Origin of the sequence: Psychromonas sp. CD1 (assembly GCF_002239585.1) — a bacterium.
Taxonomy (GTDB): domain Bacteria; phylum Pseudomonadota; class Gammaproteobacteria; order Enterobacterales; family Psychromonadaceae; genus Psychromonas.
Window position 1 is genome coordinate 538,050 of record NZ_NDFH01000003.1, and the last position, 16,806, is coordinate 554,855.

Here is a 16,806-nt window from a genome sequence, read left to right on the forward strand (position 1 = left end):
AACATCATGTAAAAAACGCACAAAGTGCGTTTTTTTGCATATTAAGAACAACCTTCCTAGCGCATCAATAGTAAAACAAACCTCTAGATACATAACTTAATCATTGAACGAACTTCTTTACGTTTATCATAAATTCATCGACTTCTATACATAAGCCAATCTCAGTAGCAAACGAAATTAGCTAGTGAGCATAACCTAATTCTTGTGCTGGTAAAATCTCGCTCGCACGCCATGCAGGGTAAAGCGTAGCGATAACACTCATACTAAAAGCTAAAATAGCAATGTATATAACTTGGGAATAAATGACTTCTGAGGGTAAAAAATCAATGAAATAAATATCTCCAGAAAGGAATTTATGCCCAATCAACGATTCCAAAACTTTAATCATATGTGTTAAATTTAAAGCCAAATATACACCACTAGAGACTCCGATAAACGTCCCCATTAACCCATTGAATGCACCCTGCACAATAAAAATAAAGCGTAACATCCATTTAGAAGCTCCCATTGTTTTTAAAATGGCAATATCCGCGCGTTTGTCATTAACCGCCATCACAAGTGTTGAAATAATATTAAAGCAAGCAACTGAGATAACTAATAATAAAACAATATACATTAAGGTTTTAACCATTTTGATATCTTGATAAAAAGATCCCTGTGAGGTTATCCAACTATTGATATACAAGTATTCATTCAATTTATAAGCCACTTGACGAGATATTTTTTGTGCATCTAATATATTATGCACCTTAAATGCAATGGCATTAGCGCTGCTGAGGCCTAATATTTTTTTAGCATTATCAATATGTATAAAGGCTAATTTACTATCTAATTGTCCGCCCATTGCAAAAAGACCAACCAAAGTAAACCTTATTTTACGAGGAGATTTTAAGCGATTATTCGCCCCACTTTGAGGCAATAATAATAATAACGGATCACCCACTTTTAATGCTAACTTTTGTGCGACCGTTTTACCTAAAATAATAGTGTATTTATCTTTATTGAGTAGTTCCCAACCACCCTGCTGGATGAACCGCTCAATATGCGTGACATTACCCTCAGTTTCAGGAGTAATCGCACGGACTTGTAATGCCTGCATTTTATTATTATTTTCAAGTAAAACATCCAATTTAATAAACGCACTGGCAGCATCGACACCGTCACTATTTTCAACGATTATGAGATCATTTTGTAAATGTTTAAATGACCCGCTAACCATACTTAATTCTGCATGTGGCACCACTGATAATAATTGATCGCGTAACGCTTTTTCAAAGCCATTCATCGCTGACAATCCAACAATTAATGCCATCACACCTAATGCAATGCCCAATATTGAGGCTAGAGAAATAAATGAAATAAACTTATTTTTATGCTTCACCAAGCTATAACGAGTACCAATATAAAGGGATAAAGGTCTAAACATCCGAAGTGCCTTGTAATATTCCATTGATCATTAATTCTACTCTATCAAGTTTATGCGCAAGCGATAAGTCATGGGTTACCACTACAAACGCGGTGCCAAATTCCGCATTCAATGTACGTAATAATTGATAAACACTTTCTGCATTACGCGCATCTAAGTTTCCGGTAGGTTCATCCGCTAAAACCAATTTGGGCTCATTAATGAGTGCTCGAGCTATCGCAACGCGTTGCCGTTCACCTCCCGAGAGTTTTGCAGGTCGATAATCCATGCGCTTGCTTAACCCCACTCGTTGCAATATCTTTTGCGCTTTTATGGTGGCGGTTTTAATATTAACACCGGCAATTAAAAGTGGCATGGCTACATTTTCTAATGCTGAAAATTCAGAAAGTAGGTGATGAAATTGATAAATAAATCCCATTTCTTGATTGCGCCATTTTGCTTGTACCTTATCTTTCCATGTATGTATATTCTGGCCTTGATAATAAATCTCGCCTTGCGTCGGTTTATCTAAAGCGCCTAACAAATGTAATAATGTACTTTTCCCTGAGCCTGATGATCCAACTATCGCTAATAATTCACCTTCTTTAACACTCAGATCAACCCCCTTCAAAACCTGACTTGTTAAATTACCATCCGCATATGTTTTAGTAAGCCCGGTACAAACTAATAATTCAGGGCTGTTTTTTTTATTACTCATCTCTTAATGCCTCAACAGGACTCTCTTTTCCAGCACGATATGCAGGGTATAAGGTCGCTAATAAACTTAATAACATTGCACTACATAAAATCATAATGATTTGTGTACTTTGATGCTCAACAGGTAGATGGCGACTTTCGCCAAAAGCATCCTCTACTAAATGAATCCCCAAAAAAGCAATTATTTCGTTAATATAACTACTTAATAACAGCCCTAATCCAGTACCAAAGAGCGCCCCCCATAAACCACTCCACGCTCCTTGAATGATAAAAATGAAATTTATTTTGGCTCTCGATAGCCCTAACGTTTTTAAAATCGCCACTTCACTTTTTTTATCATTAACAATCATTACGGAAGACGATAAAATATTAAAGGCTGCCACGACAATTATTAAGCAAAGCAGTAACCAAATCATGTTTTTTTCCATTTTTACTGCGGCAAATAACTCACCATGCGTACTTCGCCAATCCGTTAATTGTAATGATGATGGTAGTGTTGGTGGGGTCCACGTTTCTATATCAAAAGGGTCATTTAAATACAACCGAATGTCGGTGATATCCCCAGGCGCAATACGGATTAATTTCCCCGCATCGGTTGCATGCATCAATATTAAGGATTGATCAACATCTGAGCCCACACTAAAAAAACCCGCAACTGTAAATTTACGTTCACTCGGCAATCGACCGAGTGGCGTGAACCGGCTACCTCGAGCTGAAACGATGCGAACTTTATCACCCACACTAACGCCTAATAAACGGCCTAAGCGATCACCCATTAACACGCGATATTTCCCCGCTTCTAATGAGTGGAGACTTCCTATAAAAATACTTTTTCGGAGAACTTTACTGCTATATTTATCTGGATAAATCCCCTCAATTTGAACACCTTGTATATTTTGAGTGCTCAGAATAATAGCCTCACTCGAGACCATCGGATCGACCGCGCGCACATCTGGGTTATTTTTCAATATAGGCAACAAATATTGCCATTTGTTTAGCAGTCTATTGCTGTTACTCACGCTGACATGTGGCACCGCACCCAATATGCGAGTTTTAAGCTCTTTTTCAAACCCATTCATTACCGAAAGAACTGTAATTAAAGCCAGTACACCTAAGGTAATACCCCCCGTAGAAAAAACAGAGACAAAAGAGATAAAGGCATTATTACGTTTTGATTTTGTATAACGTAATCCTATAAATAAACTTAAGGGATAAAACATAACATCCTTCATAAAAATTAATAAACGTAAAAATGATTTCTAAATTAAAGTAATACGTACTACCTATGCAAGCTTAATTTGCAAATATATTGCCGACTCTTATCTCTACCTTTATAGATTAGAGACCTTGTATATATTGCGCATCTGTTGTGCAATGTAACCCTTCCTCTAATTCTTTTTTCGCATCTTCCCGTCTCGAATTTTTGTTGATAACTAAATCATTAAATAATCGTATCAAATTCTCTTTTTCAGGTACTTCTTTATCTCCCATACCTATATGTGTTAAATCAATAAAAAACTCATCAAATAAAGAAGATAAATCCTCAACAATTTGCGTATTAAAAAACTGCTCATTATTATAGATACTAGGATAACCACCTTTTTGCTTATCGACAGCAAAGGTAAAACCTTTTATATTAATAATAGTTGTCGACTTTTCACACTTCAACATACAACCATCTTCTATCGCGACTTTTTTGCAGCCGACCGTTTGCTGGAAAAAACATTGCCGGCTGGTCATCATTAAAATAGGATGATAAATACTATAAAGTAATTTAAAATTCTTAGGCCTTTTAATATTTCTAATTTGTAATGCATTAAGCTCATTAGAAATAAAAGCACCGCTACAATTTAACTCTTCTTGTAAACTAAGCAAAGCGTATGAATTTGTAGTATTTAAGAAAGGCCCCGCTATCCATTGAATACCCAATTTATTGGCGATAAATGCAATACCAGTATTATTTGATACTATTCGTTTAGGCTTAACCTCTTCTAAGAAACGGACCGCTTCTTGATAATCTTTACCGATTAAAATAGCGGGAAACCAAGGGATCAGATGAGAATATTGTAAAAACAAATCAATATATTTATTATCATTTGTTTTAAAACTTTCAGGTAATTTAAAATATAAATCACCATCAAAAAATGTATGAAGATGTATATCCTTTACGGCACTGATAAGAACACACAGCTTTAATTTACTCAATACTTTAGGATGCGTTTCTAGAGTCGGTAAATTTACAGATACAATCGGTTTCAACTGCCCATTTAATAAAAAAGCCACTTCTTTTTTCATTAAAGTTAGCTCTTTAAAAGGAACACTTAAACCTTCATCAAGAGAAGAACAATCAATATGTTTTAATGAATACTCACCTTGTTTACCCGGACTCCCAGACCTGGATGACCCAATCTACTCTGTTTGATTTTCCAACACAAAAAAAAAGAAAAAACCGATTATTACTGGCTAATTTACAAGGTGCATCCTCGACACTCGCGATCAGTGAATTAAGTAAACAACAACAAAACCCGCTTATATTGATTGTGAATGACACACCGAATGCATTGAAATTAAAAAAAGAACTCCACTATTTTCTTGAAGATGAAATTGAAATTATAAATTTCCCTGATTGGGAAACATTACCTTACGATCATTTCTCACCTCACCAAGATATTGTCTCAACACGAATTGAAACGCTATATCGACTTCCTGCACTAAAAAAAGGCATTTTAATTGTTCCTATCACCACATTACTGCTTCGTCTTGCTCCACCGAGTTACTTCAAAAAACATGCTTTGATTGTAAAAACCGGTGACAATATTGAATTACAATCCTTACGAGCTAACTTAGAAAGTTCAGGTTATTACGCAGTTGAAAAAGTCCTGGAACATGGTGAATTTTGTGCTCGAGGATCGCTATTAGATATTTTCCCAATGGGTGCAACGCAACCTTACCGTATTGATTTTTTTGATGATGAAATAGACTCAATACGTACTTTTGATAGAGAAACCCAACGCTCGTTAGGTGTAGTTAAAGAAATAAAACTACTACCAGCTCATGAATTTTGCACCGATGACAAGGCAATTCAATGCTTTAAAGAAAAATTTACTAGAAAGTTTAAATCGCCTTCCAGTCAAGGAAAAGGCTCTATTTTTAGCGACATATCCCAAACGAATTTACCTGCGGGCATTGAGTATTACTTGCCTCTTTTTTTTGAACGTACCGCCACCCTTTTTGATTACTTCCCGAAAGAGTCAACGCTGCTTATCAGTGGCGACATTAATCAAGCGACCTTAGATTTTTGGGTTGGTTTAGAAAAACGTTATATCGATCGCAGTGTCGACTTGCACCGCCCATTACTTGAGCCTAATGCGCTGTATTTACGTCATGAGCAATGTTTTGAATTATTAAATGCATGGCCCCGCTATTATTTACAAAATACGCCCTGCCAAGTAAAAGCAGGACGCACAAATTTCTATGTCTCCTTATTACCTGATGTACAGGTAAACACTAAATTAAAAGATCCCTTATCTGCTATTCGTCAGTTTATTAGCGATTTTGATGGGCGCATTGTCTTTAGTGTTGAATCTGTGGGCCGTCAACAATCTTTACTTGAATTATTAGCCCCGTTAAAAATTAAAATCGCGTCTTGTGATAATTTCTCTGCGTTTATTAAAAGCAAAAAACAGATAGCTATCATCATCAGTTGTATTGAAAACAGTTTTATTTTAGCGCATAAAAAAATCGCGTTTATTACTGAAAATGAACTTCTGGGCTTTAAAATAACGCAGCGTCGTGGCAACACGGATCATCATGATGAGAACTACAGCAGCGAACATATTTTACGTAACCTAGAAGAGCTTAAAATAGGTCAGCCTGTGGTACATATTGATTATGGTATCGGCCGCTATTTAGGGTTACAAAATATTGAAAGCGCCGGTGCGATCACCGAATTTGTTGCCCTTGAATATTTACGTGGCGATAAACTCTATGTGCCAGTCAGTGCATTACAACTTATCAGTCGCTACAGTGGGCACGATGTCGAAAACATCAAACTCAGTAAACTGGGCACCGAAACATGGCAAAAATCCAAACAAAAAGCCGCTGAACGCGTCCGTGATGTGGCAGCCGAGTTACTTGATATCTACGCGCAGCGCGCCGCTAAGATTGGCTTTAAATATACACTCAATAAAAACAATTATGCCCTGTTTAAACAAGCTTTCCCGTTTGAAGAGACGCCGGACCAAAGTAATGCTATCAATGCCGTGCTTAACGATATGTGTAGCCGCCAACCGATGGATAGACTTATCTGTGGTGATGTAGGCTTTGGTAAAACAGAAGTTGCCATGCGCGCCACCTTCCTTGCCGTAGATAACACGCGCCAAGTCGCTATCCTTGTGCCCACAACGTTACTCGCGCAGCAACATTATGAGAATTTTAAAGATCGCTTTGCAAGTTGGCCGGTACGCGTTGAAGTGCTATCGCGTTTTAAAAGTGCAAAAGAGCAAAAACAAATATTATTGGAGTTACAAGAAGGTAAGATTGATATCTTAATTGGTACGCATAAACTACTCAGTAGCACTGTTGTTTATGCCGATCTTGGCTTATTGATCATTGATGAAGAGCATCGTTTTGGAGTGCGCCAAAAAGAAAAAATTAAAGCGCTGCGCGCCCAAATTGATATTTTAACGCTCACCGCAACCCCTATTCCACGGACCTTAAATATGTCCATGAATGGCATGCGCGACCTTTCTATCATTGCAACACCGCCCTCTAAACGCTTAGCGGTTAAAACCTTTGTAGAGCAAAAAACAGATGCACTGATAAGTGATGCTATCACGCGTGAGATCATGCGTGGTGGGCAAGTTTATTTCTTGCATAATAATGTTGAAACCATTAATAAAGCGGCGGCCGACATTGAAGCCTTAGTGCCTAGCGCCAAAGTGTCTGTGGCGCACGGACAAATGAATGAGCATCAACTCGAACGCATTATGAGTGATTTTTATCATCAACGTCAAAATGTACTGGTATGTACCACTATCATTGAAACGGGTATTGATATTCCCAGTGCCAATACCATCATCATTAATAGAGCGGATCATCTAGGGCTTGCACAATTACACCAATTGCGAGGCCGTGTGGGGCGCTCGCACCATCAAGCTTATGCCTATTTATTAACACCAACGCGAAAATTAATGAGCAAAGATGCTAAAAAACGTCTGGATGCTATCTCCTCTTTAAATACCTTAGGTGCAGGCTTTACGCTGGCAACCCACGATTTAGAAATACGTGGCGCGGGCGAACTCTTAGGCGATGAACAATCGGGACAAATTTCAAGTATTGGTTATAACTTATATATGGAAATGCTTGATCAAGCCGTTAACGCATTACAAAATGGTCAAGAAACAACGCTAGAGCAATTATTGTCAAGCCAAGCGGATGTCGAGTTACGCATTCCGGCGTTGATCCCCAGTGATTATATTATGGATGTTAATACACGCTTGTCTTTATATAAGCGTATTGCCAACAGCAAAGATAAACATCAGTTAAAAGAGCTCCAAATCGAACTCATTGATCGTTTCGGTTTACTGCCTGCAATCACTAAAAATCTTATTCATATCACCCAAATGAAACAACTGTGTAATAAATTAGGCATAAAACGCCTTGATGCACACGCCAAGGGTGGCAATATTATTTTTACCCAAAATACCAAAGTCGATCCCATGTTCTTAGTTTCTTTACTGCAAACACAAGCAAATACCTTTAAACTAGAAGGGCCGACAAAACTAAAATTTACACACCAACTCGAAGATACACAGCAACGCATTAACTGGATCACTCAGTTATTACACCGTTTTGTTGAACACTTGCTAAAATAACCCGGTACGAAAGACTTAAAACGTTTTTCTAATACGGACGCATTAACAGGCGCATCGGATGCTTTTTGTAATAGGCTAGTAGAAAAAACTTGATACGATTGGCCCGAAAAAACAATGGTTATCTTCAAAGGTTGATTTAATCCACCTGAGAAACATAGGCTTAATAATGGTTTTTCAATACTCAAATACTTTATTTTTTCAGCCACATCGGCACTGATCACATTTTTTTGCTGTGCTAATTTTGTTTGTACTTCTTGAATCTGCACGATTGATATCGCGTTGTCTTGTTCATTTGCGTGTTTAAAACTATGATCGCGCGGATCATCAATAAACATGTTTTTAGTCAACTTACCTTGTAGAAAAGAATTGGTAAAATTACGATTAAAAACTTTATAAAGAGCACTATTATCCGTAATTAATTGGCCCGTACTGACAAATTTATCAATCTGTTTCCGCCAGCTATCTACAACCGTATAAACATATTGCGCACCCTTGATGCGTCCCTCTATTTTTAAAGAATCAACGCCCGCATCCACTAACTCGGGTAAATCAAAATAAGCAGAATTATCTTTTAAATTTAAAGGATATCTATTTCCAGCAGCCGTCAACTCATATTCATCTCGACACGCTTGACTACAACGACCTCGATTACCTGAATTACCCACACTTACCGAACTTGAATAACATTGTCCTGAAAATGCAACACATAAAGCGCCATGCACAAAAACTTCAGTTAAAACATCTACATCATGCGCTAAACGCGTTAAGCTTTTTATTTCACCTAAATTTAGTTCGCGCGATAAATTTACTCGACTGGCCCCAATTTTGGCCAAAAATAATATTTGACCTTCATTATGCGAGGTCAATTGTGTTGAAGCATGTATCAATAAACTTGGAAAATATTTTTTTACTAAATTAAAAACACCTAAATCTTGCACAATAATGCCATCAATACGCGTATTAACTAATTTATTTAATAATTTAACAACGCCTTTAATCTCATGCTCTAATATCACAATATTAAGCGTTAAAAAAACCTCACAATCAAATTTGTGAGCAAGACGGATAATCCCTTGTAATGCATCAAATGAGATATTAGTGGCACGATTACGTGCATTAAACATATCTAAGCCACAATAAATGGCGTTTGCCCCAGCAATAATAGCCGCTTTAATGGCATCAATATCACCACCAGGCGCTAATAACTCAATTTTATTACTCATTTTTAACTCACTCAATCGCATTCAATTTGGATGCGAGTTTACCTGCATCATTGCGCGATTGAAAGGATCATTTATTCCATGGATTACTTGGATCATAGGGCGCTTCATTTTGAGACTCTTTCGTTTTATTCGCGCGCCTATCTTGGGGACGTGTGTTTCCCATGCGTTCTGATTGATGTTGTTGCCGCTTTAATTGGCTATGTTGCTGATGTGCAGAGGCCGCTTTTGCTTGTGAAAGTTCAATAGATTCTATGGTCAATTCCATTGGCGAGCGTGGCACAATATGCACAGAAAAACCCCGTTCACGTGGTAACAAATCCAATTCATAATCCAATGGTCGAGGCATACGTTTAAAACGTGATAAATAAAAGTTTTCTATTTTTACGCGAGCCCATTGTGTGTTTTTTAAAAAAGTTAAACTTCCTTCTATAGTAGGGTTTACTTTAAAACAGTGAAAACGCATCGCAGTATATAGTATTTTCCAGCCATAATATTCGACCAATTCACTGAGTAAAACTTCCGTCTTTAAACCATGTAATGGATTATTTTTTTGTTCTTCGATATTCATTATTTATCCTAGACATAAAACGACGCTTCACTTTTTAAAAAAATGAAGCGTTAACATACCTTGTTTACATACTTACATCTCGACAGATATGTAAACAAGATGCGTAGTCTAACCAAAAACGGCCACTATAGCATCCTAACTCACACTATATTTTTGCAAATCTATTTGTAACTGCACACCTTGTAACTTCAACTGATTGATACGTTGTAAGTACGCAGCACCATTAAGAAGATGCAAGGCAACATCTACAGCTTTTCGTTGTCGATAATCAGCTAAGTAAGTACCTTTTACCCATTGATTAAAAGCCCCCAAACTAGGACCTGCCCAAATTTGATAATCCATTTCTCGCCCTTTTTCTCCCTCATTAGACCAACGAGATGAAAGCCCTAGATACCAACGAAATATTAAAGCCATTTTCCGTTTTGGATTTTGCATCGCTCGCGCTAACATATCGGCATCACGTGCAGCAAAAAAAGTTTGGGTTATTTGCCAAACACTTTCTAAGCTTTGTCTAAATATTTGTTTCTCAATTTGCTCCCGCTGAGCACTCGGAATCTCGTCAATGCTATTGTAATTAACATAAAGTTCATACAATTTATTAGCACGCATCGCAAACATTGAACCTCGTTTCACGACTTGTAATTTAACTCCCATTTCAAACATGTCAGCAGCAGGTGCCATTGTAACATCCGCCATTTCAACCTGAGCCAATAATTTACGCGTATGCTCGGAAGCCCCGGCCTCTACACATGCTTGGTTCACAGAACCTAGAACAATGTAAGCGGCTCCCATATTAAAAGCAGCTAAAGCGGCCTCTGGGGTGCCAATTCCCCCACCCGCTCCAACCCGTAGCGTGGTGGCATATTGATATTGCGCTTGTATTTCATCGCGTAAGGCAATAATCGTCGGTAACAAAGTTAAAAACGGACGATTATCCGTATGCCCTCCAGAGTCTGCCTCTGCGCTAATGTCATCGGCCATTGGAACTTGTAAAGCAAGCTTTGCTTGTAATGGCGTTATTTTTCCTTGCTCCAATAACTTATCTAATAATTTTTGAGGTGCAGGTTGCATAAAATGACGCGCGACTTCAGTGCGTGATACTTTCGCAATAACCTTATTTTTTATGCGGATGCTACCATCTGGGTTTTCACTGAGGCCTGCGACCCGAAACCAAACAATATGTTCGGTTAAACTTAAATAAGCCGACGCTTCAACCGTTTCAACTCCCAATTTCAAAAACGTTTGTACCGCCCCACGCTCCAGTGCTTCTTCCGTAGGAGCATGAATTAAATTGACCGCATACGGCCCATCCGGCAATTGAGCTTGAATACGTAAGATTGAATCTTCAATCACTTTCGGTACTAAACCTGCCGCCCCAAAAGAGCAAAGCATGCCGGCTTTACCTAGAGCCACAACAAGCTCTACCGAGGCAATTCCATTTGCCATAGCACCACCATGATAAGCATATTTTACATTATGTTGTTTTTTAAATTCAGGATCGCCTAAATCTATTGCCTGTAAAGCCTGTGCAAATGCTTGCACAGGCTTATCTCCAACTTGAGATGTTTCTTGCGCCACGCCAAAAACAGTGCCTACCTGCGCCATATATATGGGTTTATGTAAACACATTAACACCTCTTTTACGTCTAACATTTGAGTTTTAACATCTTTACTTTTAACTTTCCAAGCCCAGTCAATACGCGACTCTTGTAATTTTAAAACAGCCATGGTTTTCCTTTAATTATTGAGGCTATGCCTATATATTTTATTTTTGATCTGTAATTTTATTAATATGGCAATTTGTTGTTCTGCGACTTGGCGAGCACGTAGAAATACTTGCTGTGCTTGCGCTTGTTGATGAATTTCACTACTTATTTTAGTTTTTACTGGCGGCTTCATAGTGGCTTCCAATGAAATGAGGGGCGCAACGAGTACGGACGTATCTTTAAATATCTTTAACGGACTAAGATTAATGCCATTAGAAAGCGTTCCGGCCGGTTTATTTTGTAATTGTGTTTTAATACGTTTAAATACATTCTTAACAGGCGCATTTAATATTGTTTGCTTAATATCCACGCCCCCTAAATAAATAGGTTTAACTAACGAAAATGCGCGTTCTGGCGTCGTAATATATTTGATTTTCCGTTCAGGTTGGGCACTAGACATAAGTAAATGAGCGCAACTCATATCCTTACCAAGCCCATTAATAGCCACACATTTTATCTCTTTTGCATTCACTAATAAAGCTGATTTTATTAAACTAAACATACCTGAGGCATTAAATAAATGCCCTATTTGACGTTTAATACTATCAATTTTAACTTTAGGGTAAAGATGTGCAAATGCTTTTATTTCCGCTTTATTATCTAAATCAAAACCACTTGCAAAAGCTTCAACATAATCAATATCTGCACATTTTATCTGTGCTAATTGACATGCTTTATAACTGGCATCTTTAATCGCCTGAGCATCACTGCCTGTGGCAAAACTGAGTGCGTCAATCTGTGCGTAACGCATATCTTGTGCGTGACTTCGTTGTAATACAATTGCCCCCGCACCTTCACCAATCAACCACTCTTTATTGAGTAACGGATCAGAGTGGCTGATGGCAGATTCACTAACCGGCCCATAACGCTGACGTAAACTAATGTTTTCAAAAGATCCCGCTAAATCAACACTGGCAATAATTACCGCTTCGACATCTGAGGTTGCAAATAAACTTTGCGCTATTTGTACACAACGATAAACAGAATTTTCTTCACTTGAAACGGTAAAAGCAGGACCCGAGAAATCCCAAAGAGCGGCAATACGTGAGGCCATTAAATTACCAATAAAACTTGTATATTGGTTTAACTGCGCAGGAGAGGCAATACTTTCTTTCGCGATATTAATCAACTCTTCTTGTTGTTCTGCTGTTAAGTCTATGCCCTGCTCTTGCAAACTTTGTCTAATTTGCGTGCTTAAATTTACTCGCCCACGATATTGATGCATTTCTAATTCCATACCCATTGCCACTAATACCGCAACATTCGTACCTTCTTTTAAATTTGCATCTCTTGCTGCATTATCTGCGACTTTCATCATCATTAACTGTTGTGGAATCAAACAGTCTTGGGCATTAGGTGGCACTTTAAAACGTAAAAAATCAATATCAAACTTCTCTATATAGCCTCCACGAGGAACTTTCCCAAGACCCAAAGTACGCATAACATTCGCATTATTTTGTATGCCTTTCCAACGATTAAGAGGTAAGTCTGTGAATGTATTCTTATTGTTTTTCAACAAAGCATCAAATTGTACTAGCGAGTTTATCCCTGTAAGTAAACAGTCCATTCCTACAATACTCATTAATCTACGGGGCTCTGGTCGCTTAAAATTTGTAATAGAAGGTGCGTTCGCACCTTCTAAAACTAAATGTGCATTACTGCCACCAAATCCAAATACACTAACTCCCGCAATACGTGGCTTATTTTCAGAGGTTTCCCAAACAACAGTTTCTGTCGGCATTTGCGCTTGAGTTAAATAACCTTGTTTGGTTTTTATGGCATTCTTTAAACTAATTGTTGCTGGAATTTGACCTTCATTAAGCGCATAAATAGCTTTGATCATCCCCGGCATACCCGCTGCCGTTAATAAATGCCCTAAATTTGATTTAGCAGAGCCTAAAAAAGGTTTGTTCTGATATAAAGAAAAAAATGTTTCCATTGAATTTAATTCAACTTTATCGCCTTTAGGGGTACCTGTCGTATGACATTCAATATAACCAACATCACTTGGTGACACATCTGCATCCGCATACGCACGGTGATAGGCAAGTACCTGTCCCTTACTACTTGGACTTAATATAAACTCACCTTTACCATCGTTAGATAACGCGCCTCCTTTAATAACGGCATGGATTGTATCTCCATCTCGCAATGCATCACTGTGTCGTTTTAAAACCATCATACCTGCGCCTTCGCCTGCAAATAATCCTTTTGAAGCACTATCGAAGGGAGCGTGTATATCATTATCAGGAAACGCATGGAAAATAGAAAAACCCATATTAACAAACATAGGATCTGCTGCAGAAACTGCTCCTGCGAGCATCATATCGACTTCGCCAGTATGCAACATATCACACGCCAACTTTAAACTATAACAAGATGATGCACAGGCCGCATCTAAGGAAAAATGCGCGCCACCAATACCCGCTATTTTAGCCAACAATGCTGAGGGGTAACCAGCAACTAACCCATTATCTGCCTCGATCTTTCTCGGTGTACTGAAATTTTTCAGTCGTAACGAACTCTGTGTTACATGTTGTAATGCTTGCTCAACAATATGATGATAAAAAGGTAAAAAAAGATGATTTGAGGAACGAGTTGGAAAAGATAAATTACCTAAGATCAAACCACATTTTTGTAAACAAGCACTTCCCCAATACCCTGCATTTTGTAATGCTTGATAGGTGACGTATAGAGCCCACTTATTGAGCTCATCAAGACTCATTAAATAATTTTCATCAAAATCAGGATGTTTAAAGACTGAAACATCAAAGTTAAAGTTTCGAATATAACCACCATAAAGACAATAAAATTTGTCAACATCTCCTTGCTGACCAAAATATTGCATTGGATCGACACCCATTTCTTGTTCGGTTATCTTTGTCCGTAGATCTTGTTTATTTAATAACTGGGTCCAAAACTCATCCGGTTGACTCGATCCTGGGAAAAGATTGGCAATACCCACAATGGCTATGTTTTCCATACATTCTCTCTTTGATAACAGAAATGCCACCGTATATATCACCTCTATGACACATACATAATCGCATTTCTTTTTTATTTATTTAATAAGTGATCCACTAAAAAAACACTCTATATTAATTTCCACACCAAAACTTAATAGCTTAGCTAAGGCGCGTAATAAACTCAGACTCTGATCCATACCTTTTACATTTATAGGTACACTGACATGCGCAGAATCTAATTGCCCTTTTAAAATTTTATCCGTCCATCCAGATAAAGAGCGCCCAGCACCCATTTCAATATAAACTCTCACTTTATCCTTCGCTAACGTATTAATTAATCGAGGAAAATCAACAGGATCACACAAGCATTTAGCAATGCTCACGGCAATAGCTTGTTGATGCTGTGGGATAGGTAAATAACAAGAGCTAGATAACATTTTGGTATGAATACGTGGCCTAACCGGCATAGCGTAGAGGGCTAGCATATTATTGTATTCTAAATAAGCGGGGGCACAGTGCAGAGCATTGCCAATGTTAAGGGCAATCGCACGGACCCCTAAACGCTGGCATAAAGCCAAACAATGCTCAGGATATCCGGCTATTAATAAATTATTAGACGTATTAATAATTGTAATATAAACACGCTCGGTATCTTTAAGCGCTGCGTTAACTTGCTTAAACGTACCTTTTATCGCATAGGTTTCCCATATTTCTTTTGCTTTGTGCTCCTCTGTATCTATTAATTCCCAATATTTCCGTACGCTATATAATTCATGAGACAATTGATGATTAAAGGTGTCAGAATGTGCTAAACGCTCACTCATATCACCCGGATTTTGCCAACAACCTAAGGCGGCAAACATACTTACCTCCCCCATACTGTAGCCACAGGCGTTATCCGCTTTTAGCTTAAAAACAAGTTCAAAAACAGCAGTGAAAACACATGCATAGCCTACTCCGCATTCAGCTATATTCGCTAAATCGTGGCGAAACTTAAGCTCTAGGGCATTGAGCTCTGCGCTATTTAATGCGCAAAGAGTGCGCGGGTTTAAATGCGTATCTTTGAGTGATGCACCAATATCTTTAGATAATTTGCATATCTGAGGATAAATATCTGGAAACATCTGAAAAATCATTTGCCCCATTCCGAGATAAGACGCGCCAATACCTGGAAATAAGAACGCTACTTTTGCGTCTCTATTTGGCTGACTAAAAAAACAACTCCCTTTTGGTGTTGTCCACGTGCAGTTGTTAGTAAATGCTTGGCGTATCCCTTTTAACGCTAATATTTTTTCGCTCTCTAATTGTGCCTCAGAGTCCGCAATTAAAACCAATGTATAACACTGTTTTTTTAATTTATATGCCTCGTATAAAGCGCAAGATAATGCATTAAATGTAACGGGTACCGTTAATAGATCTAATTTTTGTATTAACGAATCAATATTATTTGCACTTAATATAAATAACCGATTTACCGAACAAGCATTAAATCCATTCGGATGTACTAAGCCATCTTCATAGGCATTAACAATTAGATGCGTATATTGCTGAGCATCTAACAAACTCAATGCATTACTACGCACTTTAGCGCCTGTAGCACTAAAAACGGAAGCGGCTTTTGCCAAAAAATAAAACGGTGAGTCTTGCCATAATGCTAATAACTGCCCCGTTGGTGCGGTCCAATCCGCAACGGCGGGTCGATAACGTTGATACAAAGAAAGTACACTATGTACCAAAGCCATAAGCTGGGATAAGGCCCCATTTTCACCCAAAACGCTTTTTTGACAACTGATAACAGTCTGCATCTTCTGCGGACTACGATAGGCCTGCAATAGACCTAGTTGTTCTTTCTCTCGAAGACTATGTTGCGCACAGGCCGAAACTTCAAGCGTACATATATCTGCACTTTTTAAATCACTATATTGCAATGATGTACTAACAATCTCAGCTATCTTCGTATTTTCACCCCAAGCCATATTATTGAGCGTGGCATAACAAATATATTGTCGTGCTTGCACAAAATTAGCACTCGCTAATAACAAACAAGCACCTCCTTGACGGTTTGCATAATGACTAAAATCTGTCGCAAAACTAATATTAGCAGGCGCATCAATGACTTCCTGAGCAATGCAAGAAGATGCTATTAATAAAACAGCAACATCAGCTTCTTGCGTAATAGCCGTCGCACGTAACAGAGCCTTATTTAACGAATTCATAACACATTACTTATAAAATGCTTGTTGTAAATATGCTAAAATAGTTTTTTAAACCTCATTTTCGAGGTT

8 protein-coding genes and 2 pseudogenes are annotated in these 16,806 nt (G+C 38.1%); 1 reads left to right on the forward strand and 9 read right to left on the reverse strand.

Features of this window, described 5'->3' with window-relative positions; genetic code table 11:
- Positions 1–181 precede the first annotated feature (181 nt).
- The 4 genes and pseudogenes from lolE to B8W84_RS03935 form a co-directional block, all read right to left on the reverse strand.
- Complete coding sequence (gene lolE, locus B8W84_RS03920) at positions 182–1,426, reverse strand: lipoprotein-releasing ABC transporter permease subunit LolE (RefSeq protein WP_094752006.1); 1,245 nt, start codon at positions 1,424–1,426, stop codon at positions 182–184.
- Positions 1,419–2,123, reverse strand: coding sequence for a lipoprotein-releasing ABC transporter ATP-binding protein LolD (gene lolD / locus B8W84_RS03925; RefSeq protein ID WP_094752007.1), 705 nt, complete (start codon positions 2,121–2,123; stop codon positions 1,419–1,421). The genes lolE and lolD overlap by 8 nt, the downstream gene beginning before the upstream one ends.
- Entirely contained in the window at positions 2,116–3,342 is a 1,227-nt protein-coding gene (locus B8W84_RS03930) for a lipoprotein-releasing ABC transporter permease subunit (protein ID WP_094752008.1), read from the reverse strand. The genes lolD and B8W84_RS03930 overlap by 8 nt, the downstream gene beginning before the upstream one ends.
- A gap of 118 nt (positions 3,343–3,460) precedes the next feature.
- Positions 3,461–4,489 (reverse strand): annotated as a pseudogene (locus tag B8W84_RS03935) (U32 family peptidase); the annotation flags it as partial.
- Positions 4,490–4,521: 32 nt separating this feature from the next.
- Here B8W84_RS03935 and mfd point away from each other — a divergent pair.
- On the forward strand, positions 4,522–7,998 hold the full coding sequence (gene mfd, locus B8W84_RS03940) for a transcription-repair coupling factor (RefSeq protein ID WP_094752010.1): 3,477 nt from the start codon (positions 4,522–4,524) through the stop codon (positions 7,996–7,998).
- Between the two features lie 118 nt (positions 7,999–8,116).
- On the opposite strand, the pseudogene B8W84_RS03945 reads toward mfd, so the two are convergent.
- The 5 genes and pseudogenes from B8W84_RS03945 to B8W84_RS03965 all read right to left on the reverse strand — a co-directional run.
- Positions 8,117–9,221, reverse strand: a pseudogene (locus tag B8W84_RS03945) (peptidase U32 family protein); the annotation flags it as partial.
- A gap of 67 nt (positions 9,222–9,288) precedes the next feature.
- Entirely contained in the window at positions 9,289–9,789 is a 501-nt protein-coding gene (locus tag B8W84_RS03950; protein ID WP_094752011.1) for a VF530 family DNA-binding protein, read from the reverse strand.
- 135 nt (positions 9,790–9,924) lie between these two features.
- A complete protein-coding gene (locus B8W84_RS03955) occupies positions 9,925–11,517 on the reverse strand; it encodes a PfaD family polyunsaturated fatty acid/polyketide biosynthesis protein (RefSeq protein ID WP_094752012.1) in 1,593 nt (530 codons plus the stop codon).
- Positions 11,518–11,526: 9 nt separating this feature from the next.
- Positions 11,527–14,538 carry a beta-ketoacyl synthase N-terminal-like domain-containing protein gene (locus B8W84_RS03960; RefSeq protein ID WP_094752013.1) on the reverse strand — a complete coding sequence of 1,004 codons (3,012 nt, stop codon included), beginning with the start codon at positions 14,536–14,538 and terminating at the stop codon, positions 11,527–11,529.
- A gap of 78 nt (positions 14,539–14,616) precedes the next feature.
- Positions 14,617–16,737 carry a PfaB family protein gene (locus B8W84_RS03965; protein WP_094752014.1) on the reverse strand — a complete coding sequence of 707 codons (2,121 nt, stop codon included), beginning with the start codon at positions 16,735–16,737 and terminating at the stop codon, positions 14,617–14,619.
- Between the last annotated feature and the right edge of the window lie 69 nt (positions 16,738–16,806).

Bases quoted from the DNA above. Each gene is read 5' to 3' on its own strand.
- B8W84_RS03965 (WP_094752014.1), bottom strand. From the start codon at position 16,737: ATGAATTCGTTAAATAAGGCTCTGTTACGTGCGACGGCTATTACGCAA.
- lolD (WP_094752007.1), bottom strand. From the start codon at position 2,123: ATGAGTAATAAAAAAAACAGCCCTGAATTATTAGTTTGTACCGGGCTT.
- B8W84_RS03960 (WP_094752013.1), bottom strand. From the start codon at position 14,538: ATGGAAAACATAGCCATTGTGGGTATTGCCAATCTTTTCCCAGGATCG.
- B8W84_RS03955 (WP_094752012.1), bottom strand. From the start codon at position 11,517: ATGGCTGTTTTAAAATTACAAGAGTCGCGTATTGACTGGGCTTGGAAA.
- B8W84_RS03950 (WP_094752011.1), bottom strand. From the start codon at position 9,789: ATGAATATCGAAGAACAAAAAAATAATCCATTACATGGTTTAAAGACG.
- lolE (WP_094752006.1), bottom strand. From the start codon at position 1,426: ATGTTTAGACCTTTATCCCTTTATATTGGTACTCGTTATAGCTTGGTG.
- B8W84_RS03930 (WP_094752008.1), bottom strand. From the start codon at position 3,342: ATGTTTTATCCCTTAAGTTTATTTATAGGATTACGTTATACAAAATCA.
- mfd (WP_094752010.1), top strand. From the start codon at position 4,522: ATGACCCAATCTACTCTGTTTGATTTTCCAACACAAAAAAAAAGAAAA.